This is a genomic window from Lactococcus formosensis (assembly GCF_037892375.1).
In the GTDB taxonomy this organism is placed as follows: Bacteria; Bacillota; Bacilli; order Lactobacillales; family Streptococcaceae; genus Lactococcus; species Lactococcus formosensis.
This window is the reverse complement of record NZ_CP141721.1, coordinates 816,978-833,844: the sequence shown is the minus strand read 5'-3', so window position 1 is coordinate 833,844 and position 16,867 is coordinate 816,978. Positions and strand designations below refer to the sequence as shown.

The 16,867-nt window shown below is 41.0% G+C and carries 9 protein-coding genes, 1 tRNA gene and 3 rRNA genes; 1 reads left to right on the top strand and 12 read right to left on the bottom strand.

The window, feature by feature from the left end; genetic code table 11:
- Positions 1 to 76: 76 nt before the first annotated feature.
- Positions 77 to 2,044: an alpha-amylase family glycosyl hydrolase gene (locus tag VNN39_RS04095; protein ID WP_338997920.1), complete on the bottom strand. Its 1,968-nt coding sequence runs from the start codon at positions 2,042 to 2,044 to the stop codon at positions 77 to 79.
- A 106-nt stretch (positions 2,045 to 2,150) separates the two neighbouring features.
- Complete coding sequence (gene tgt / locus VNN39_RS04090; protein ID WP_003133524.1) at positions 2,151 to 3,299, bottom strand: tRNA guanosine(34) transglycosylase Tgt; 1,149 nt, start codon at positions 3,297 to 3,299, stop codon at positions 2,151 to 2,153.
- A 134-nt stretch (positions 3,300 to 3,433) separates the two neighbouring features.
- Here tgt and VNN39_RS04085 point away from each other — a divergent pair, with 134 nt between their 5' ends.
- Positions 3,434 to 4,168, top strand: coding sequence for a DUF975 family protein (locus VNN39_RS04085; protein WP_338997918.1), 735 nt, complete (start codon positions 3,434 to 3,436; stop codon positions 4,166 to 4,168).
- Positions 4,169 to 4,178: 10 nt separating this feature from the next.
- Here the strand turns inward: VNN39_RS04085 and VNN39_RS04080 are convergent, their stop codons facing one another.
- The 10 genes from VNN39_RS04080 to rsfS form a co-directional block, all read right to left on the bottom strand.
- Positions 4,179 to 5,357 carry an MFS transporter gene (locus VNN39_RS04080; RefSeq protein ID WP_096368971.1) on the bottom strand — a complete coding sequence of 393 codons (1,179 nt, stop codon included), beginning with the start codon at positions 5,355 to 5,357 and terminating at the stop codon, positions 4,179 to 4,181.
- 559 nt (positions 5,358 to 5,916) lie between these two features.
- On the bottom strand, positions 5,917 to 8,532 hold the full coding sequence (polA, locus tag VNN39_RS04075) for a DNA polymerase I (RefSeq protein WP_338997915.1): 2,616 nt from the start codon (positions 8,530 to 8,532) through the stop codon (positions 5,917 to 5,919).
- 56 nt (positions 8,533 to 8,588) lie between these two features.
- A 5S ribosomal RNA gene (gene rrf / locus VNN39_RS04070) occupies positions 8,589 to 8,704 on the bottom strand.
- 84 nt (positions 8,705 to 8,788) lie between these two features.
- Positions 8,789 to 11,688 (bottom strand): 23S ribosomal RNA (locus VNN39_RS04065).
- 167 nt (positions 11,689 to 11,855) lie between these two features.
- Positions 11,856 to 11,928 (bottom strand) — tRNA-Ala (locus VNN39_RS04060).
- A gap of 108 nt (positions 11,929 to 12,036) precedes the next feature.
- Positions 12,037 to 13,585 (bottom strand): 16S ribosomal RNA (locus VNN39_RS04055).
- Together the 16S, 23S and 5S rRNA genes with 1 tRNA gene alongside form the textbook arrangement of a ribosomal RNA operon.
- 350 nt (positions 13,586 to 13,935) lie before the next feature.
- Positions 13,936 to 14,649, bottom strand: coding sequence for a YebC/PmpR family DNA-binding transcriptional regulator (locus tag VNN39_RS04050; RefSeq protein WP_017369493.1), 714 nt, complete (start codon positions 14,647 to 14,649; stop codon positions 13,936 to 13,938).
- 39 nt (positions 14,650 to 14,688) lie between these two features.
- Positions 14,689 to 15,774, bottom strand: a complete 1,086-nt coding sequence (locus VNN39_RS04045) for a nucleotidyltransferase (protein WP_338997913.1) — start codon at positions 15,772 to 15,774, stop codon at positions 14,689 to 14,691.
- Positions 15,762 to 16,493 carry a class I SAM-dependent DNA methyltransferase gene (locus VNN39_RS04040; RefSeq protein WP_165712622.1) on the bottom strand — a complete coding sequence of 244 codons (732 nt, stop codon included), beginning with the start codon at positions 16,491 to 16,493 and terminating at the stop codon, positions 15,762 to 15,764. Before VNN39_RS04040 ends, VNN39_RS04045 begins: the two co-directional genes overlap by 13 nt.
- On the bottom strand, positions 16,494 to 16,853 hold the full coding sequence (gene rsfS / locus VNN39_RS04035; protein ID WP_003133173.1) for a ribosome silencing factor: 360 nt from the start codon (positions 16,851 to 16,853) through the stop codon (positions 16,494 to 16,496).
- Positions 16,854 to 16,867: the final 14 nt, after the last annotated feature.

Below are 16,867 nucleotides of genomic sequence, written 5' to 3'. Positions count from 1 at the left end.
TATACAATTTTCATTTCTAAAATTCTTGATGAAAAGCAGGTAAACCAAAAAAACGAGACGATGCTCGCTCTAACTTTTACAATTGAAAGACCATCGCTGTGCGTGCAGCTAATGAAAGTTTAAGTTTCCCCGTTTCTTTTTGATAAGAAAAGCTTGATCGAGGACCAAATCCTCCATATTTTCGATCATCTGTATCGAGAAGAAATGTCGGAGGATTAGGCACATCGAGCTGGAGTTTTTGCTCCATGATAGGATGGAAATTAAGAACGAACAGCAGGTTTCCCTTACGATAAGCTAAAAGCTTATCCTCATTTTTTATCCAGTATTGTTGCACGCTATCACTTTGTTTCAAAAAGTGATAGTTTTTTTCTAAAGCAATCATGTCGTGATCGAACTTGAGCAGGTATTGGTAACGTAAATTCTCCTTTACTGCGAGAGACCATTGCCGACGAGCGTGTTGAAAACTATCATGGTTTCCTTCTCTTGGAAAATCCAACCATTCTGGATGACCAAATTCATTTCCCATAAAGTTGAGGTAGCCTTCTCCAGCTAAACTAAAGGTAATCAAGCGTGCTATTTTATGCAAGGCTACAGCGCGGTCAACCACCATGGATTCACTGTGGGTATCCATCGCATCATAGATTGCTTCATTTGCCAGCCACATCATGAGTGTCTTATCTCCAACCAAGGCTTGATCATGACTTTCCACATAGCCAATGTTCTTTTCTCCGGGACGTCGTGTGGTTAATTCCCACCAAAGTTGCATTAAATCAAGGTCCTCATCAGTTTTTTCTTTAAATTGCTTAATCCAATAATCCGGTACCCCCATTGAAAGGCGATAGTCAAATCCAATCCCTCCCTCAGAGATAGGAAGTGCCATTCCTGGCATGGCTGACATATCTTCTGCAATCAGTGTTGCCTGGGGGTTTACTTGATGAACAAGTTCAGTAGCCAGCATAAGATAAACAACTGCCTCAATATCTGTCTCTGTTGAAAAATACTTCTTATAACTATCAAAACTTGTCCCTAGTCCATGATGATGATACAACATACTCGTGACCCCATCAAAGCGAAAACCATCAAAATGATAAGTCTCTAACCAAAACTTGAGGTTAGATAAAAGAAAGTGAATAACTTCATCTTTCCCGTAGTTAAACAACTTTGTGTTCCATGCTGCATGTTCACCACGCGCGCCTTGATGAAAATACTGATCACTACTTCCATCAAAAAGATTCAGACCCTCTCCAACATTTTTTACAGCATGTGAATGGACCACATCCAATAAAACACGAAGTCCCATCCCATGTGCTGTATCAATCAAAGCCATCAAATCTTCAGGTTTTCCGAAACGGCTTGATATTGCAAAAAAGTTAGAAACTTGATAACCAAAGCTTGCATATAAAGGATGCTCCATAATAGCCATAAGCTGAATCGTATTATAGCCCGCTGCCTTAATACGAGGTAAAACATCCCGTGTAAACTCTTGATAAGTATTTATTTTATGCTCTTCACTAGAAATTCCAATATGAGCTTCATAAATAAGTGGTGCTTCCTCTTCTAAGAGAGGCGAAGAATGTTGAAATTCATATTCTGGAGCAACAATCATACCGTCAAACTCAAGATATTCATTTTGAACAGCATAGAGCACATACGAGGGTACCCTATAAACTTCAGCTCCATTGATAATAAGCTTAACCTTCACCTTGGAGCCAAGTGGCAAAGTACCTGGTACAACTATTTCCCACACACCACCATAAGCTGCCTTTAGTTCATGGTGGTCTGTCCAATCATTAAAATCCCCTACTAAAAAAGCTTTTTCAGCATGGGGCGCCCATTCGCGAAAAGTCCAATACTCTTTTTCTTGTTGAAAGCCAAAATATTTATGACCATTGGCAAAATCTATAAGTTTCCCTTCCATTCCAAGTAATCGCTTCTTCGTTCTTGAAAATTCAAATAAGCGGTAGGATAAGTCCTCCTTATATGGTTCTAGGTATGGATCATACTGCAAAATATTTAACATTTTGAGAAACCTCCTCTTCATCATGCTGACAATCTTTCCCTTATTTTACCATTTTTAGATATGGGATTATATTTTTATGAGGGATTTAAACAAAAACAGAGAAAACATAAATTTTCTCTGTTTTTTATTTTTAAAAGTTCTTAGCATTTGGCTTATTGTAGCCGTATTTTTCACAAAAATCTTCTCTGAATTCTAGAAGATTATCATCCATGATAGCTTGACGAACATTTGTCATCAAGTTAATCAAGAAATGTAAATTATGGTAACTTAAAAGGCGTAGGCCAAATGTTTCATCTGCCTTGAATAAATGACGCAAATAAGCACGGGTGTAGTTTGAGCAGCAATAGCAGTCACATTCTGGGTCAAGAGGTGTGAAGTCAAGCTCATATTTGGCATTTTTAATATTCACACGGCCAAAACTTGTCATTGCGGTACCATTACGGGCAATACGTGTGGGTAGCACACAGTCAAACATGTCCACACCACGAATGACGCCATCAATCAAACTATCTGGTGCACCGACTCCCATCAAATAACGTGGTTTATCTTCTGGCAAAAGCGGTGTTGTAAAGTCAAGTACAGCATTCATCTCAGCGTGAGACTCACCCACAGCAAGTCCCCCAATCGAGTAGCCAGGGAAGTCCATGCTAACAAGATCACGCGCTGATTGGCGGCGTAAATCTTCAAAGCCAGCACCTTGAACGATACCGAAAAGTCCTTGATCATGTGGGCGCTGATGAGCTTTTAGGCCACGCTCTGCCCAACGGGATGTACGTTCCACAGAAGCTTTGACATAATCATAAGGTTGATAAAAAGGTGGACATTCATCAAAGCTCATCATAATATCAGAGCCTAAATTATTTTGGATAGAAATCGCTTTTTCAGGATTGAGGAAAAGTTCACGACCATCGAGATGACTTTTAAACTTAACACCCTCTTCACTGATGTTTTTCTTATTTTGCACCAAAGAGTAAACCTGGAAACCTCCGCTATCCGTTAAAATAGGCTGATCCCAGTTCATAAATTTGTGCAAGCCGCCTGCTTGAGCAACAAGCTCATCGCCTGGACGAAGCCATAGATGATAAGTGTTGGCAAGAATAATCCCAGAGCCCATCTCTTTGAGTTCTTCTGGGGATTGTGTCTTAACCGTGGCTTGTGTTCCTACAGGCATGAACATAGGTGTTGGAAAAGTCCCATGTGGCGTTATAATTTCACCGAGACGCGCGCCTGTATGTTTTTCTTTTTTAATCAGTCTGTATTTTATTGCATGTTCAGTCATGTAAACTCCTTTAAACTTCTACAAGTATATCAAATTTCTTTGATTTTGCCCAGCCAGTCTATACCCCCCTTTCTCTAAAAGTTTTTGGTTGTGAAGCCCCGTCTTTTATGGTATTCTAAGAAATGGAGGATACTATGAAGTTTAAAGATTTAAAAGAAAGAGCTAAGGATGCTCTGAGAGAAAACTTTGGTGCCAAATTACGTTTGTTCTTAATTCCAATTTTCTGGGGCATTATCTCAACAAATGTGACTTACCAATCAAACTACAATTCCAATATGGATACAGTCAATAATTTTGATGCTAATACTATTACAACAGGATTATTACTCTCTGTACTCCTAGGAATACTTATCGGCGGCCTGATTGGCCTAATGATCTCGATCATTATAGATGTTATCACTGTTGGTGCGCGTTTCAACTACATTAAAATATATCGTGGCGAAAGAGAAAATCCACGCTTTAAAAACGTCTTTACTCCTTTTAAAGACGGCAGTTGGACAAAAATATTTGTTCTTCACTTAGTGACTGCACTTCTCATTGGTCTTTTAACAGTGACGATTATTGGTATTCCTTTTGCTATCTATCTTGGCTTGGGTTGGTCACAAAAAGATTACATTCTTTTTGACCAATTAGAAGCTGGAACTTATACTGGTATTTGGGGCGTACTCAATGCCTCTGCTCAAGTAATGCGTGGCTCACGTGGAGATTATTTCTTCTTCTTGTTGAGCTTCATCTTATGGTATATCCTCTCAGGTATTACTCTAGGTCTTGCTAAATTCTGGACAACCCCATATATCGAAATGTCTACTATCGCTTATTACCAAAACTTAATTGATACGAAGAGACACATGAATCAAACTGCATATTAAAAAGAAGCTCTTACTGAGCTTCTTTTTTTACTTTTTTTCCATGGGTGAAATAATAGATAACAATGATTAAAACGATAAATATTGCTGATGCATAATACAGATTACGATAACCTAAAAATGGAACGAGAAGCCCCATGATGAAAGGACCAAAACCTACACCCATATCTAAAAAGCCAAAAAATGTCGATGTGGCTACACCTAAACGATCAACGCCTGAGCTACGTATTGCAATAGCTTGACCAAAAGGTGAAAATGAACCATAACCCAGTCCAATAAAAATAGCTGCCACCAGTAAAATGATTGAAGACTGTGCCCAGCCAATCAGTACCAAGCCAATTGCAAAAAAGATAAAGACAGGGTACATGACATAATTATCACCTTTGATATCAAAAATACGACCAGTTACAGGGCGTGAAACCAATATTGCTAGGGCATAAATAAGGAAGAACAGAGATCCAGCTGTTGCAAGCCCAATTTCTGAGGAATAAGTATTCATAAATGCCAAAATACTTGAATAAGCAATACCTATCAGCATCCCTATTACAGAAATAGACACAGCTTTCTTCTCAAAATAATTTGACCAAGAGAATTTCTTCTTAATACTTTCCGTACGCGCTACAGTCGTATGAGGCACTTTAATAAAGAAGATACCTATAAGTGCAAGCAACAAGAGGACATTTGAAAGGTGAATCAAGAGTGTGAAACCATATTTACCATAAAGAAACATGGAGAGAAAAGGGCCGATAGCAGAAGACATCGTTACCGATAAAGCATAATAACCAATACCTTCACCTCTACGAGAAGAAGGAACTGTTGCTCCTGCTAAAGTCCCTGAAGCTGTTGTTGCTATACCAAAACCAATCCCATGTAGGAAGCGAAGAACGAGCAAGCTCTCAACACTTGGTACAAGATAGTATACCAAACCAAAGAGCAAATAAATGCTTGTTCCCATAAAGAGCATTTTCTTAACGCCCCATTTTGCAATGTTGTTCCCCGCCCAAAGACGTGCAAATAAACTACCAACAATAAAAAGTCCTGTTAAAATTCCAGCTGTACCTGCAGAAGCATTATACATTGCCATTGCATGTGTACCAATAACAATCGTTGGAATATAAAATACTAAATAATATATAAAATTGAGTAGCATATTAATAATAAAACTTGGCGTCCATAACTTTTCTTTTTTCATTTTTCTCCTTCACTTGTATCCGCTATCAATCAAATAAAAAGCAGGAAAACTCCCGTTTCCGAGAGCTTATCCTAGCATTTTTTTGATTATAGCTTAATTTTAGTTACATATTATTATATCATTTTTCTGCCTATTTTAATTTCTTGAAGCTTCACATTTGCCTCACTTGTTCGTCTACATAAGTTTTACGAACAGCAGTGGAGAGCTTTAAAATTCATTCGAAAGACTGATTATCCCTAGATTTTAGAATGTTATAATAAAGATATAAATAAATCGAGAGGGTTAATGATTATGCTATTCTTATTATTCTTTATTCTATGTACTTATCTATTTCTCAAAGGCTTTGTTAAATTCATCTTGCCATTGCTTCTTTTTATCTTCCTTGCAAAGCTTTTTCTAGGCGGACTATTTCTCTTCTTCAATACTCATTTCCTTTTCACACTAGCTATTATCGCCTTCTTCATCTGGTTGATTCGTACGGTAAGCAGTCAAAACTACTGATAAAGAAAAAAACACTCTCTAACAATAGGGAGTGTTTTTATATTCTATTTGTAAAAATTTATTTTGCTTCATACCAGCTATCGCCTGTATTTTCATCAGCAAGTAAGGGAACATTTAACTCTACTGCAGATTCCATGGTTTGTTTTACCAAGTTTTGAACCGCCGCAAGTTCTTCCTTAGGTACTTCAAGAATAATCTCATCGTGAACTTGTAGCAATAATTTGGCTTTAAACTTGCCTTCTGACAATGCTGCATCGAGATTAATCATGGCAATTTTCAAGATATCCCCGGCTGACCCTTGGATCGGAGCATTTATAGCTTGGCGTTCTGCACCTTGACGCACCATAAAGTTGCGATTATTGATTTCTGGTAGTTTACGACGGCGATTAAACATCGTGCTTACGTAGCCTTTATCTTTCGCTTCACGCTTTGTTTCTGCTATATAATTTGCAACTCCTGGATAACGTTCAAAATAAGCTTGAATCATCTCTGCTGCTTCCTTATTGGAAATACTCAAGCGCTTAGCGAGTCCGTATTCTGTTTCTCCATAGGAGATACCAAAATTGACAGCTTTCGCATTGCGACGATCATTAGGCGTAACATTTTCAGGCTTGTCTATATTGAAAACACGCATTGCTGTACTGCTATGAATGTCAGCACCATGATTAAAGGCATCTATAAGATGTTCGTCTTTAGACATATGCGCCAAGACACGAAGTTCAATCTGTGAATAGTCGGAACTCAAAAGAATATTATCTTCAGCTGCGACAAAAGCTTTACGAATCAAGCGTCCAGCTTCTAGGCGTACTGGAATATTCTGCAGATTTGGATCAATCGAGGAGAGACGACCTGTTTGCGTTAAATCTTGAACATATCGTGTATGGATACGGCCATCTTCAGCTATTTGCGGGATCAATCCTTGCACATAAGTGGATTGAATTTTTGATATTTGACGATATTCCAGTATTTTGGCTACTAGTTCATAGTCTTGAGCTAAGTTTTCTAAAATATCTGCTGCTGTTGAATAGCCTGTCTTAGTTTTTTTACCATGTGGCAGCTGTAATTTTTCAAAAAGAATGACTCCAAGTTGCTTAGGCGAGTTAATATTAAATTCTTCACCTGCAAGTTCATAAATTTTTTCAGTTAAATCAGCAATTAGCTTCTGATTTGCCGCACCAATTTCTTCTAAGGTGCTCACTTCAGCAGCTATTCCTGCTATTTCCATTTTAGCTAACACGTTGGCCAAGGGAAGTTCCATTTCCGTCAGGAGATGATATTGTTCATTTTCCTCGAGATTTTGAATCATTACCGCTTTCGTTGCAGCTAAGACATGAATTTTACCTGCCAAATGTTTGAAAAGAATTTCATCTTCAGGAATACGACGTTTTGCTCCTTTGCCGTAAACTTCTTCATCAGTAGAGATATACTTGTTAGCAAATAATCGACTAATAGTTTCAACCTTATTATCTTCTGTTGTAGAAATAAGATATTTAGCTAACATACTGTCGTACTTGGCTGTAGGTAGTTCAATACCTAAGCGATGAAGCAAAACTTTATTTTTCTTAAAATCGTATGTATTTTCAGGAAAAGGGAAATTCTTTAGGAGTTCTGTATTCTTAGATACAAAAACTTTTTCTTCGTTTCCCCAAGCAAAACCAATGATGTCTTCTTTATGATAATTCTCATTTAAAATTTCAATATAAAAGAAATCATCTTTGTCTACTAAAATATCAGTTGCATCTTCCACAACTTTAAAGCTGAGCGAAACCTCATCAGCCTCTGCTGTTTCAAGCTTTGCTTTAAATTGCGCAAATCCCATCTCATCATAAAACTTGATCAATTCTGCTGTGTCCACAGGCTTAATCAAAGTATCAGCAAGATCAATTTCAATCGGTGATTTCGTATCAATCGTTGCAAGAGTACGAGATAAAAAGGCCATTTCACGATCAGCAATAAGATTTTCTTTCATCTTACTTTTCTTCAGTGAATCAATATTCTCATAAAGATTATCAATAGAACCCCATTCTTGAAGTAGCTTCAAGGCCGTTTTTTCCCCAACTTTTGTTACCCCAGGATAATTATCCGAGCTATCACCCATTAAACCTTTAAGATCAATAAACTGTTCTGGCGTTAAGCCTGTTTTTTCCATTAAATAAGTAGGAGTAAAGCTTTCAAACTCAGCTACGCCTTTTTTCGAAATTTCAACTGTCGTATTTGAGTCAGCCAATTGAATCAAATCCTTATCCCCAGTTACGATTGTTACATCGTAATCGCCAGCTTCAGGAAGTTCAGCCATTTTATCTAAAGTACCAATGATATCATCCGCTTCATAGTTTTTAAGCTCATAGTGATTATAGCCCAACTTTTCTATAAGTTCCTTTATAAAAGGAAGCTGTTCCCGAAATTCATCTGGTGTACGTGCTCGACCGTCTTTGTATGCAGAAAACATTTCCGTCCTAAATGTTGTTTTTCCTGCGTCAAATGCAATCAGAACATGATTAGGATTTAATCTTTCCACCAAATTGTTCAGCATAAGATGAAAACCGTATATAGCATTAGTGTGCAAGCCACTTGGAGCCACAAAACGATCTACTTGATTATAAAGGGCAAAAAAAGCCCGAAATGCTAACGAAGAACCGTCGATAAGCAGTAATGTATTTTTCTTGTTTTCCATAACTCCTATTATACCTCAAATCTATAAAAAAAAAGAAGCCTTAGCTTCTTTAGTTCACTTGGCATTTACCATATCTCACAGGGGGCAACCCCCAACTACTTCCGGCGTAATAGGACTTAACTTCTGTGTTCGACATGGGAACAGGTGTATCTCCTATGCAATGAATACCAAATCATGGTCTGAATGTATTGAACACTCAAAACTAAATAACAATTTCTTGATAAATAAGTAAAGCTAAACTCATATGTTCTATTACTTGGTAAAGTCCTCGAGCTATTAGTACTGGTCCGCTCCATCCCTCGCAGGACTTCCACTTCCAGCCTATCAACCTGATCATCTCTCAGGGCTCTTAATTCATAAAGAATGGGAAATCTCATCTTGAGGTGGGCTTCGCACTTAGATGCTTTCAGCGCTTATCCCTTCCCTACATAGCTACCCAGCGGTGCTCCTGGCGGAACAACTGGTACACCAGCGGTAAGTCCACCCCGGTCCTCTCGTACTAAGGGCAGATCCTCTCAAATTTCCTACGCCCGCGACGGATAGGGACCGAACTGTCTCACGACGTTCTGAACCCAGCTCGCGTGCCGCTTTAATGGGCGAACAGCCCAACCCTTGGGACCGACTACAGCCCCAGGATGCGACGAGCCGACATCGAGGTGCCAAACCTCCCCGTCGATGTGAACTCTTGGGGGAGATAAGCCTGTTATCCCCAGGGTAGCTTTTATCCGTTGAGCGATGGCCCTTCCATGCGGTACCACCGGATCACTAAGCCCTAGTTTCCTACCTGCTCGAGTTGTAGCTCTCGCAGTCAAGCTCCCTTATACCTTTACACTCTACACATGATTTCCAACCATGTTGAGGGAACCTTTGGGCGCCTCCGTTACTCTTTAGGAGGCGACCGCCCCAGTCAAACTGCCCGACAGACACTGTCTCCCACGCCGATTATGCGTGTGGGTTAGAGCAACCATGAAGCAAGGGTAGTATCCCAACAGCGACTCACTTGAAACTAGCGTCCCAAGGTCAAAGTCTCCTACCTATCCTGTACATGCTTCACAGGTACTCAATATCAATCTGCAGTAAAGCTCCATGGGGTCTTTCCGTCCTGTCGCGGGTAACCTGCATCTTCACAGGTACTAAAATTTCACCGAGTCTCTCGTTGAGACAGTATCCAAATCATTACGCCTTTCGTGCGGGTCGGAACTTACCCGACAAGGAATTTCGCTACCTTAGGACCGTTATAGTTACGGCCGCCGTTTACTGGGGCTTCAATTCAGAGCTTCGCCTAAGCTAACCCCTCCTCTTAACCTTCCAGCACCGGGCAGGCGTCACCCCCTATACATCACCTTGCGGTTTAGCAGAGAGCTGTGTTTTTGATAAACAGTTGCTTGGATCTTTTCACTGCGGCTGTATTTCTACAGCACCCCTTCTCCCGAAGTTACGGGGTCATTTTGCCGAGTTCCTTAACGAGAGTTCTCTCGATCACCTGAGGCTACTCGCCTCGACTACCTGTGTCGGTTTGCGGTACGGGTAGTATTGAATTAAACGCTAGAAGATTTTCTTGGCAGTGTGACATCAAGGGCTTCGCAACCGTAGTTGCTTCCCCATCACAGCTCAATGTTAAAGGAAAATGCATTTGACACATTCCACACCTCACTGCTTAGACCAGAATCCATTAACTGGCTCCCTTTAGCCTACTGCGTCCCTCCATCACTAACAATACTAGTACAGGAATATCAACCTGTTGTCCATCGACTACGCCTTTCGGCCTCGCCTTAGGTCCCGACTAACCCAGGGCGGACGAGCCTTCCCCTGGAAACCTTAGTCTTACGGTGGATAAGATTCTCACTTATCTTGCGCTACTCATACCGGCATTCTCACTTGTAATCGCTCCAGCACCCCTCACGGTATACCTTCATCGCTGATTACAACGCTCTCCTACCATTTAATTAATATTAAATCCACAGCTTCGGTAATATGTTTAGCCCCGGTACATTTTCGGCGCAGGGTCACTCGACTAGTGAGCTATTACGCACTCTTTGAATGATAGCTGCTTCTGAGCTAACATCCTAGTTGTCTGTGCAACCCCACATCCTTTTCCACTTAACATATATTTTGGGACCTTAGCTGGTGGTCTGGGCTGTTTCCCTTTCGACTACGGATCTTAGCACTCGCAGTCTGACTGCCGCACATGTGTATTAGCATTCGGAGTTTATCTGAAATTGGTAACCCGAGATGGGCCCCTCATCCAAACAGTGCTCTACCTCCAATACACTTAAATTGCGACGCTAGCCCTAAAGCTATTTCGGAGAGAACCAGCTATCTCCCAGTTCGTTTGGAATTTCTCCGCTATCCACAAGTCATCCAAACACTTTTCAACGTGTCCTGGTTCGGTCCTCCAGTGCGTCTTACCGCACCTTCAACCTGCTCATGGATAGGTCACTAGGTTTCGGGTCTACATCATGATACTAAAGCGCCCTATTCAGACTCGCTTTCGCTACGGCTCCGCCTCTTCAGCTTAACCTCGCATCATAACGTAACTCGCCGGTTCATTCTACAAAAGGCACGCTCTCACCCATTGACGGGCTCGAACTTCTTGTAGGCACACGGTTTCAGGTGCTATTTCACTCCCCTCCCGGGGTTCTTTTCACCTTTCCCTCACGGTACTGGTTCACTATCGGTCATTAAGGAGTATTTAGGCTTGGGAGATGGTCCTCCCGGATTCAAACTGGATTTCGCGTGTCCAGCCCTACTCAGGATACTGCTAGGTATAAAGTCTATTTCAAATACGAGGCTATTACTCTCTTTGGCTTACCTTCCCAGGTAATTCTTCTATAGACTTTAAGTCCACGTTGCAGTCCTACAACCCCAAGAAGCAAGCTTCTTGGTTTGGCCTGTTTCCCGTTCGCTCGCCGCTACTTAGGAAATCGTTTTTACTTTCTCTTCCTGCAGGTACTTAGATGTTTCAGTTCTCTGCGTTACCTTCGCGTAAGCTATGTATTCACTTACGGATACTATGCATAACATAGTGGGTTTCCCCATTCGGAGACCTAGGGATCAATGCGTACTTACTGCTCCCCCTAGAATATCGTCGTTAGTCACGTCCTTCATCGGCTCTTAATGCCAAGGCATCCACCGTGCGCCCTTATTAACTTTGCCATTAAAACAAGTATAAGTTTTTTCGAACTATTTAAAATAATTCGCAGCTTTACAGAAATGTTTAAAACATTTCTCGGTTTATTTATCGTTATAAGATATTGTTATTTAGTTTTCAATGATCAATTCCTATTTTAACGTCTTCGTTGACAAGACACTTTCGTATCTTATGGAGCCTAGCGGGATCGAACCGCTGACCTCCTGCGTGCAAAGCAGGCGCTCTCCCAGCTGAGCTAAGGCCCCTTCTCTCAACGCAATCTTCTCTATCTTGCATCAAAAGACTGCTTGTTTGGTCTTTATAGACCCCTCAAAACTGAATAAAGTAGAAGACATCTTTTTTATATTCCTTAGAAAGGAGGTGATCCAGCCGCACCTTCCGATACGGCTACCTTGTTACGACTTCACCCCAGTCATCGGTCTTACCTTAGGAAGCGCCCTCCTTGCGGTTAGGCAACCTACTTTGGGTACTCCCAACTTCCGTGGTGTGACGGGCGGTGTGTACAAGGCCCGGGAACGTATTCACCGCGGCGTGCTGATCCGCGATTACTAGCGATTCCGACTTCATGCAGGCGAGTTGCAGCCTGCAATCCGAACTGAGAATGGTTTTAAGAGATTAGCGCACCCTCGCGGGTTGGCGACTCGTTGTACCATCCATTGTAGCACGTGTGTAGCCCAGGTCATAAGGGGCATGATGATTTGACGTCATCCCCACCTTCCTCCGGTTTATCACCGGCAGTCTCACTAGAGTGCCCAACTTAATGATGGCAACTAGTAATAAGGGTTGCGCTCGTTGCGGGACTTAACCCAACATCTCACGACACGAGCTGACGACAACCATGCACCACCTGTATCCCGTGTCCCGAAGGAACTCCTTATCTCTAAGGATAGCACGAGTATGTCAAGACCTGGTAAGGTTCTTCGCGTTGCTTCGAATTAAACCACATGCTCCACCGCTTGTGCGGGCCCCCGTCAATTCCTTTGAGTTTCAACCTTGCGGTCGTACTCCCCAGGCGGAGTGCTTAATGCGTTAGCTGCGCTACAGAGAACTTATAGCTCCCTACAGCTAGCACTCATCGTTTACGGCGTGGACTACCAGGGTATCTAATCCTGTTTGCTCCCCACGCTTTCGAGCCTCAGTGTCAGTTACAGGCCAGAGAGCCGCTTTCGCCTCCGGTGTTCCTCCATATATCTACGCATTTCACCGCTACACATGGAATTCCACTCTCCTCTCCTGCACTCAAGTCTCCCAGTTTCCAATGCACACAATGGTTGAGCCACTGCCTTTTACATCAGACTTAAGAAACCACCTGCGCTCGCTTTACGCCCAATAAATCCGGACAACGCTTGGGACCTACGTATTACCGCGGCTGCTGGCACGTAGTTAGCCGTCCCTTTCTGGTTAGATACCGTCACTTAAGTAATTTTCCACTCTACTTAACGTTCTTCTCTAACAACAGAGTTTTACGATCCGAAAACCTTCTTCACTCACGCGGCGTTGCTCGGTCAGGGTTGCCCCCATTGCCGAAGATTCCCTACTGCTGCCTCCCGTAGGAGTCTGGGCCGTGTCTCAGTCCCAGTGTGGCCGATCACCCTCTCAGGTCGGCTATGTATCATCGCCTTGGTAGTCCTTTACACTACCAACTAGCTAATACAACGCGGGATCATCAAGTAGTGAAGCAATTGCTTCTTTCAAATAAGAATCATGCGATTCTCATTGTTATGCGGTATTAGCGTTCGTTTCCAAACGTTGTCCCCCGCTACTCGGCAGATTTCCCACGCGTTACTTACCCGTTCGCCGCTCTTCATGAAAATAGCAAGCTATCTTCAATCATCGCTCGACTTGCATGTATTAGGCACGCCGCCAGCGTTCGTCCTGAGCCAGGATCAAACTCTCATTTAAATTTAGTTCATCAAATGAACTGGCTGTTGTTTTGTCTTTCATTATTGAATTGACAGTTGGTATACAAGAAGTTAACTTCTCGCATATAGTCATTCTACTTTATTCAGTTTTCAAAGGTCTATCGCTCTCACTTGAGATGTGCTCTCTCGCGACAACTATTATATTCTATCAAACTCACTCCCTTCTGTCAAGAATAAACTGTCCTTTTTTGCAAAAAAAATTATCTTTGTTCGGTTTATGCCCTATTTAATGGGCTTTATAGCCTTCCTATTTTTTTTGAAATTGACAGTTAATTAAGATAAAACTATAGATATGTAAATAAAAAAATGGCCAAATGACCATTTTTTTATTTACATATCTACGTTATGATAAACTTTTTGAACATCATCGTCGTCTTCTAAAGCATCCACTAAACCTTCAAAAGTTTCCAAATCTTCACCAGAGAGCTCAACCTCGCTCTGTGCAATCATTTCGAGTTCAGTTGTCGTAAATTCTGTAATCCCTTTTTCTTTGAGAGCAGCAATTGCTTTGTGTAAATCTGTCGGTTCCGTATAAACAATAATTTGTCCTTCTTCCGCAGAAACATCTCGTACATCGATTTCTTGTTCTATCAAATATTCAAAAATCTCATCAGCATCATCACCAGCAAAGACAATCACACCTGTATTATCGAACATATAACCTACAGATCCTTCAGCACCAATATTACCCCCATTTTTATGGAAAATTGTGCGGATATTAGAAATTGTACGGTTTACATTTGAAGTCAACGTCTCACAGATAATCATCGAACCGTTCGGGCCGAATCCTTCATAACGTCCAGAAACGAAAGCTTCTTCTGCTCCACCTTTAGCTTTGTCAATCGCTTTATCAATAACATGCTTTGGAACTTGTGCTTGTTTCGCACGTTCAATAACAAACTTGAGCGCTGTATTCGACTCTGGATCTGGCTCCCCTTGCTTTGCGGCTACATATATTTCAACACCAAATTTTGCATAAACTTTTGATGTAGCTCCGTCTTTAGCTGATTTTTTTGCGGCGATATTGGCCCATTTGCGTCCCATGGGACACCTCCTATTTTCAATTTATTCTTAAATATTATATCACAAAATCAATGGTTTGCGCCCATGGTTCTGTTCTTTAAAATTATCATTTCCTAATTGATAAATATCATCTGACTTTTGCGTAAGTAAATCCCATGACTGTTTTCCAATACGAGTCACAAGCTTATCCTTAACTTTAGCTAGATGAAGTTGCCCCTGCTTGGTAAATCCTAAAACATGAATATTTTGAGGCAGCTGAAAATCACGTGGAATATCCAATAAAATATAGGTTAAAAGCCTTCTCACACGTGCTCTAGTATATCTTTTCGTATGTACTTCCTCTACTAATTCGTCAAAAGTTGTTACTTTCTTAACCGCCGTATTTATCCGACTTTCCAACTCTGGGTTCATTTGAAAAATAGTGCTCAAATCTTGGGAAATTATCTTATATTTAAGCAAAGTGAAATAATTATCCCAAGAAACTCTGGGTTGATGATAGAGTTGCTTCAAATTTTCAGGCACAAAATTAAAAATATCTTGTTGGTCGATATTTGCTCTGATAGCTGTTGCTGAGGCAATATCACCAGATAAGCTACGAGAATGAAAATCGTTACTACGCTGAATGGCTTGTAGTCTTATATCTTTGCCCGCACTGGCTTTGGCATAAGCAAGAGCAAGGACATGGTTGGGTGTATTTCCATCAAAATGTAAGCCTGAGAATTTCTGCCACATCAACTGAGTTTTTTCGGGATAACTCAATGCATCAGGTAAATCTTTAATGAAGTTCTCCATTTCGGTTGACTTCTCTTCATAAAGATTCACGATTTTTTGATAATCATGGGCAGACTCCGAACCAAAAACAAGTTCACCAATCCCCATTTTATCAAGAATATCCACTGCTGCCTGTGCGAAAAAATCAGCAGCTTGGACAGCTCCCATGACAGGAAGCTCAACTACGATATCTGCACCATTTTTTAGAGCCATTTCCGCTCTTGTCCATTTATCAAAAAGAGCTGGTTCCCCCCTCTGCATAAAATTACCAGACATGGCAACGATTTTTATACCATCGCCTGCCTGATCTAATAAATATTTATGTCCATTGTGAAAAGGGTTGAACTCAGCAACTATTCCTATTATTTTTTGCATACAAAGAACCAACGTAAGCTTTCTTCTTCAGGTTTTTCATCTTCAAAATCAGCATATACTTCTACTTTAGAAAATTTTTGAAGTCTTGTCAAATATTCCTTTATTGGATAGGTTCTCTCTTGATGTACTTCATCTTTACGCACAAATTTTCCATCGGAATCTTTAACAAAGAAAGTCAATTCATGGACGACTGAATGAGGGTAATCCCCTACAAAAGAATCCCAAAGAAAAGCAAAATCTTCGTCGTTTTCGTGATAAGAGTACCCAGGAAAGACCGAATCCACTTGATGCGTTGAATGGACATCAAAGATAAAAACACCTTCCGTATTTAAAGAATTATAAACGCCATCAAAAACGCGTTGGACTTCAAAAGCATTCGACATATAGCAGAGCGAATCCGAATAGCAAGTCACGGCATCAAATGTGGTTTCTCCCGACAATTCACGCATGTCTCCTGCAGCAAAAGTAATCTTTTCCCCCATCTGACGTGCCCGTTTATCCGCAATGGTCAACATTTCCTCTGACAAATCAACACCGGTCACCTCGTAACCCGCTTGACTAAATCTTATCGAAAGAATCCCTGTACCACATGCCAGTTCCATAATATTTTGGGCTTTTGCTGGGAAATGTCTTTGACTAAAATCAAACCACAGGTCATAGAGCTCTTCATCCATTACAGAGTCATAGACCCGAGCAAATTCCTCATAAGAAGCCGTCATTTATTCAGAAATCCATTCATTAATATCAACAAGTGGTGCATCTGACCAAAGCTTCTCTAAGTTAAAACGCAAGCGTGAATCATGGTCAAAAACATTGACAATCACGTCACCTAAGTCAACTAAAACCCATCCTGTACGTGCATCTCCTTCAATATGACCTGCTGCTTGAACACCAAGCTTATCTGCTTCTTCAGCGACATTATCAACAATCGCATCAATCTGACGTGTATTCATTGCTTCAAGGACGACAAAATAGTCCGCAACGCCTGATACGGCAGCAACATCAAGAGCTACAATATCCAATGCTTTTTTATCATCGGCTGCTTTTACAACTGTTTCGAGTAATTGTTTTGAATTCATTTTATTCCTATTTT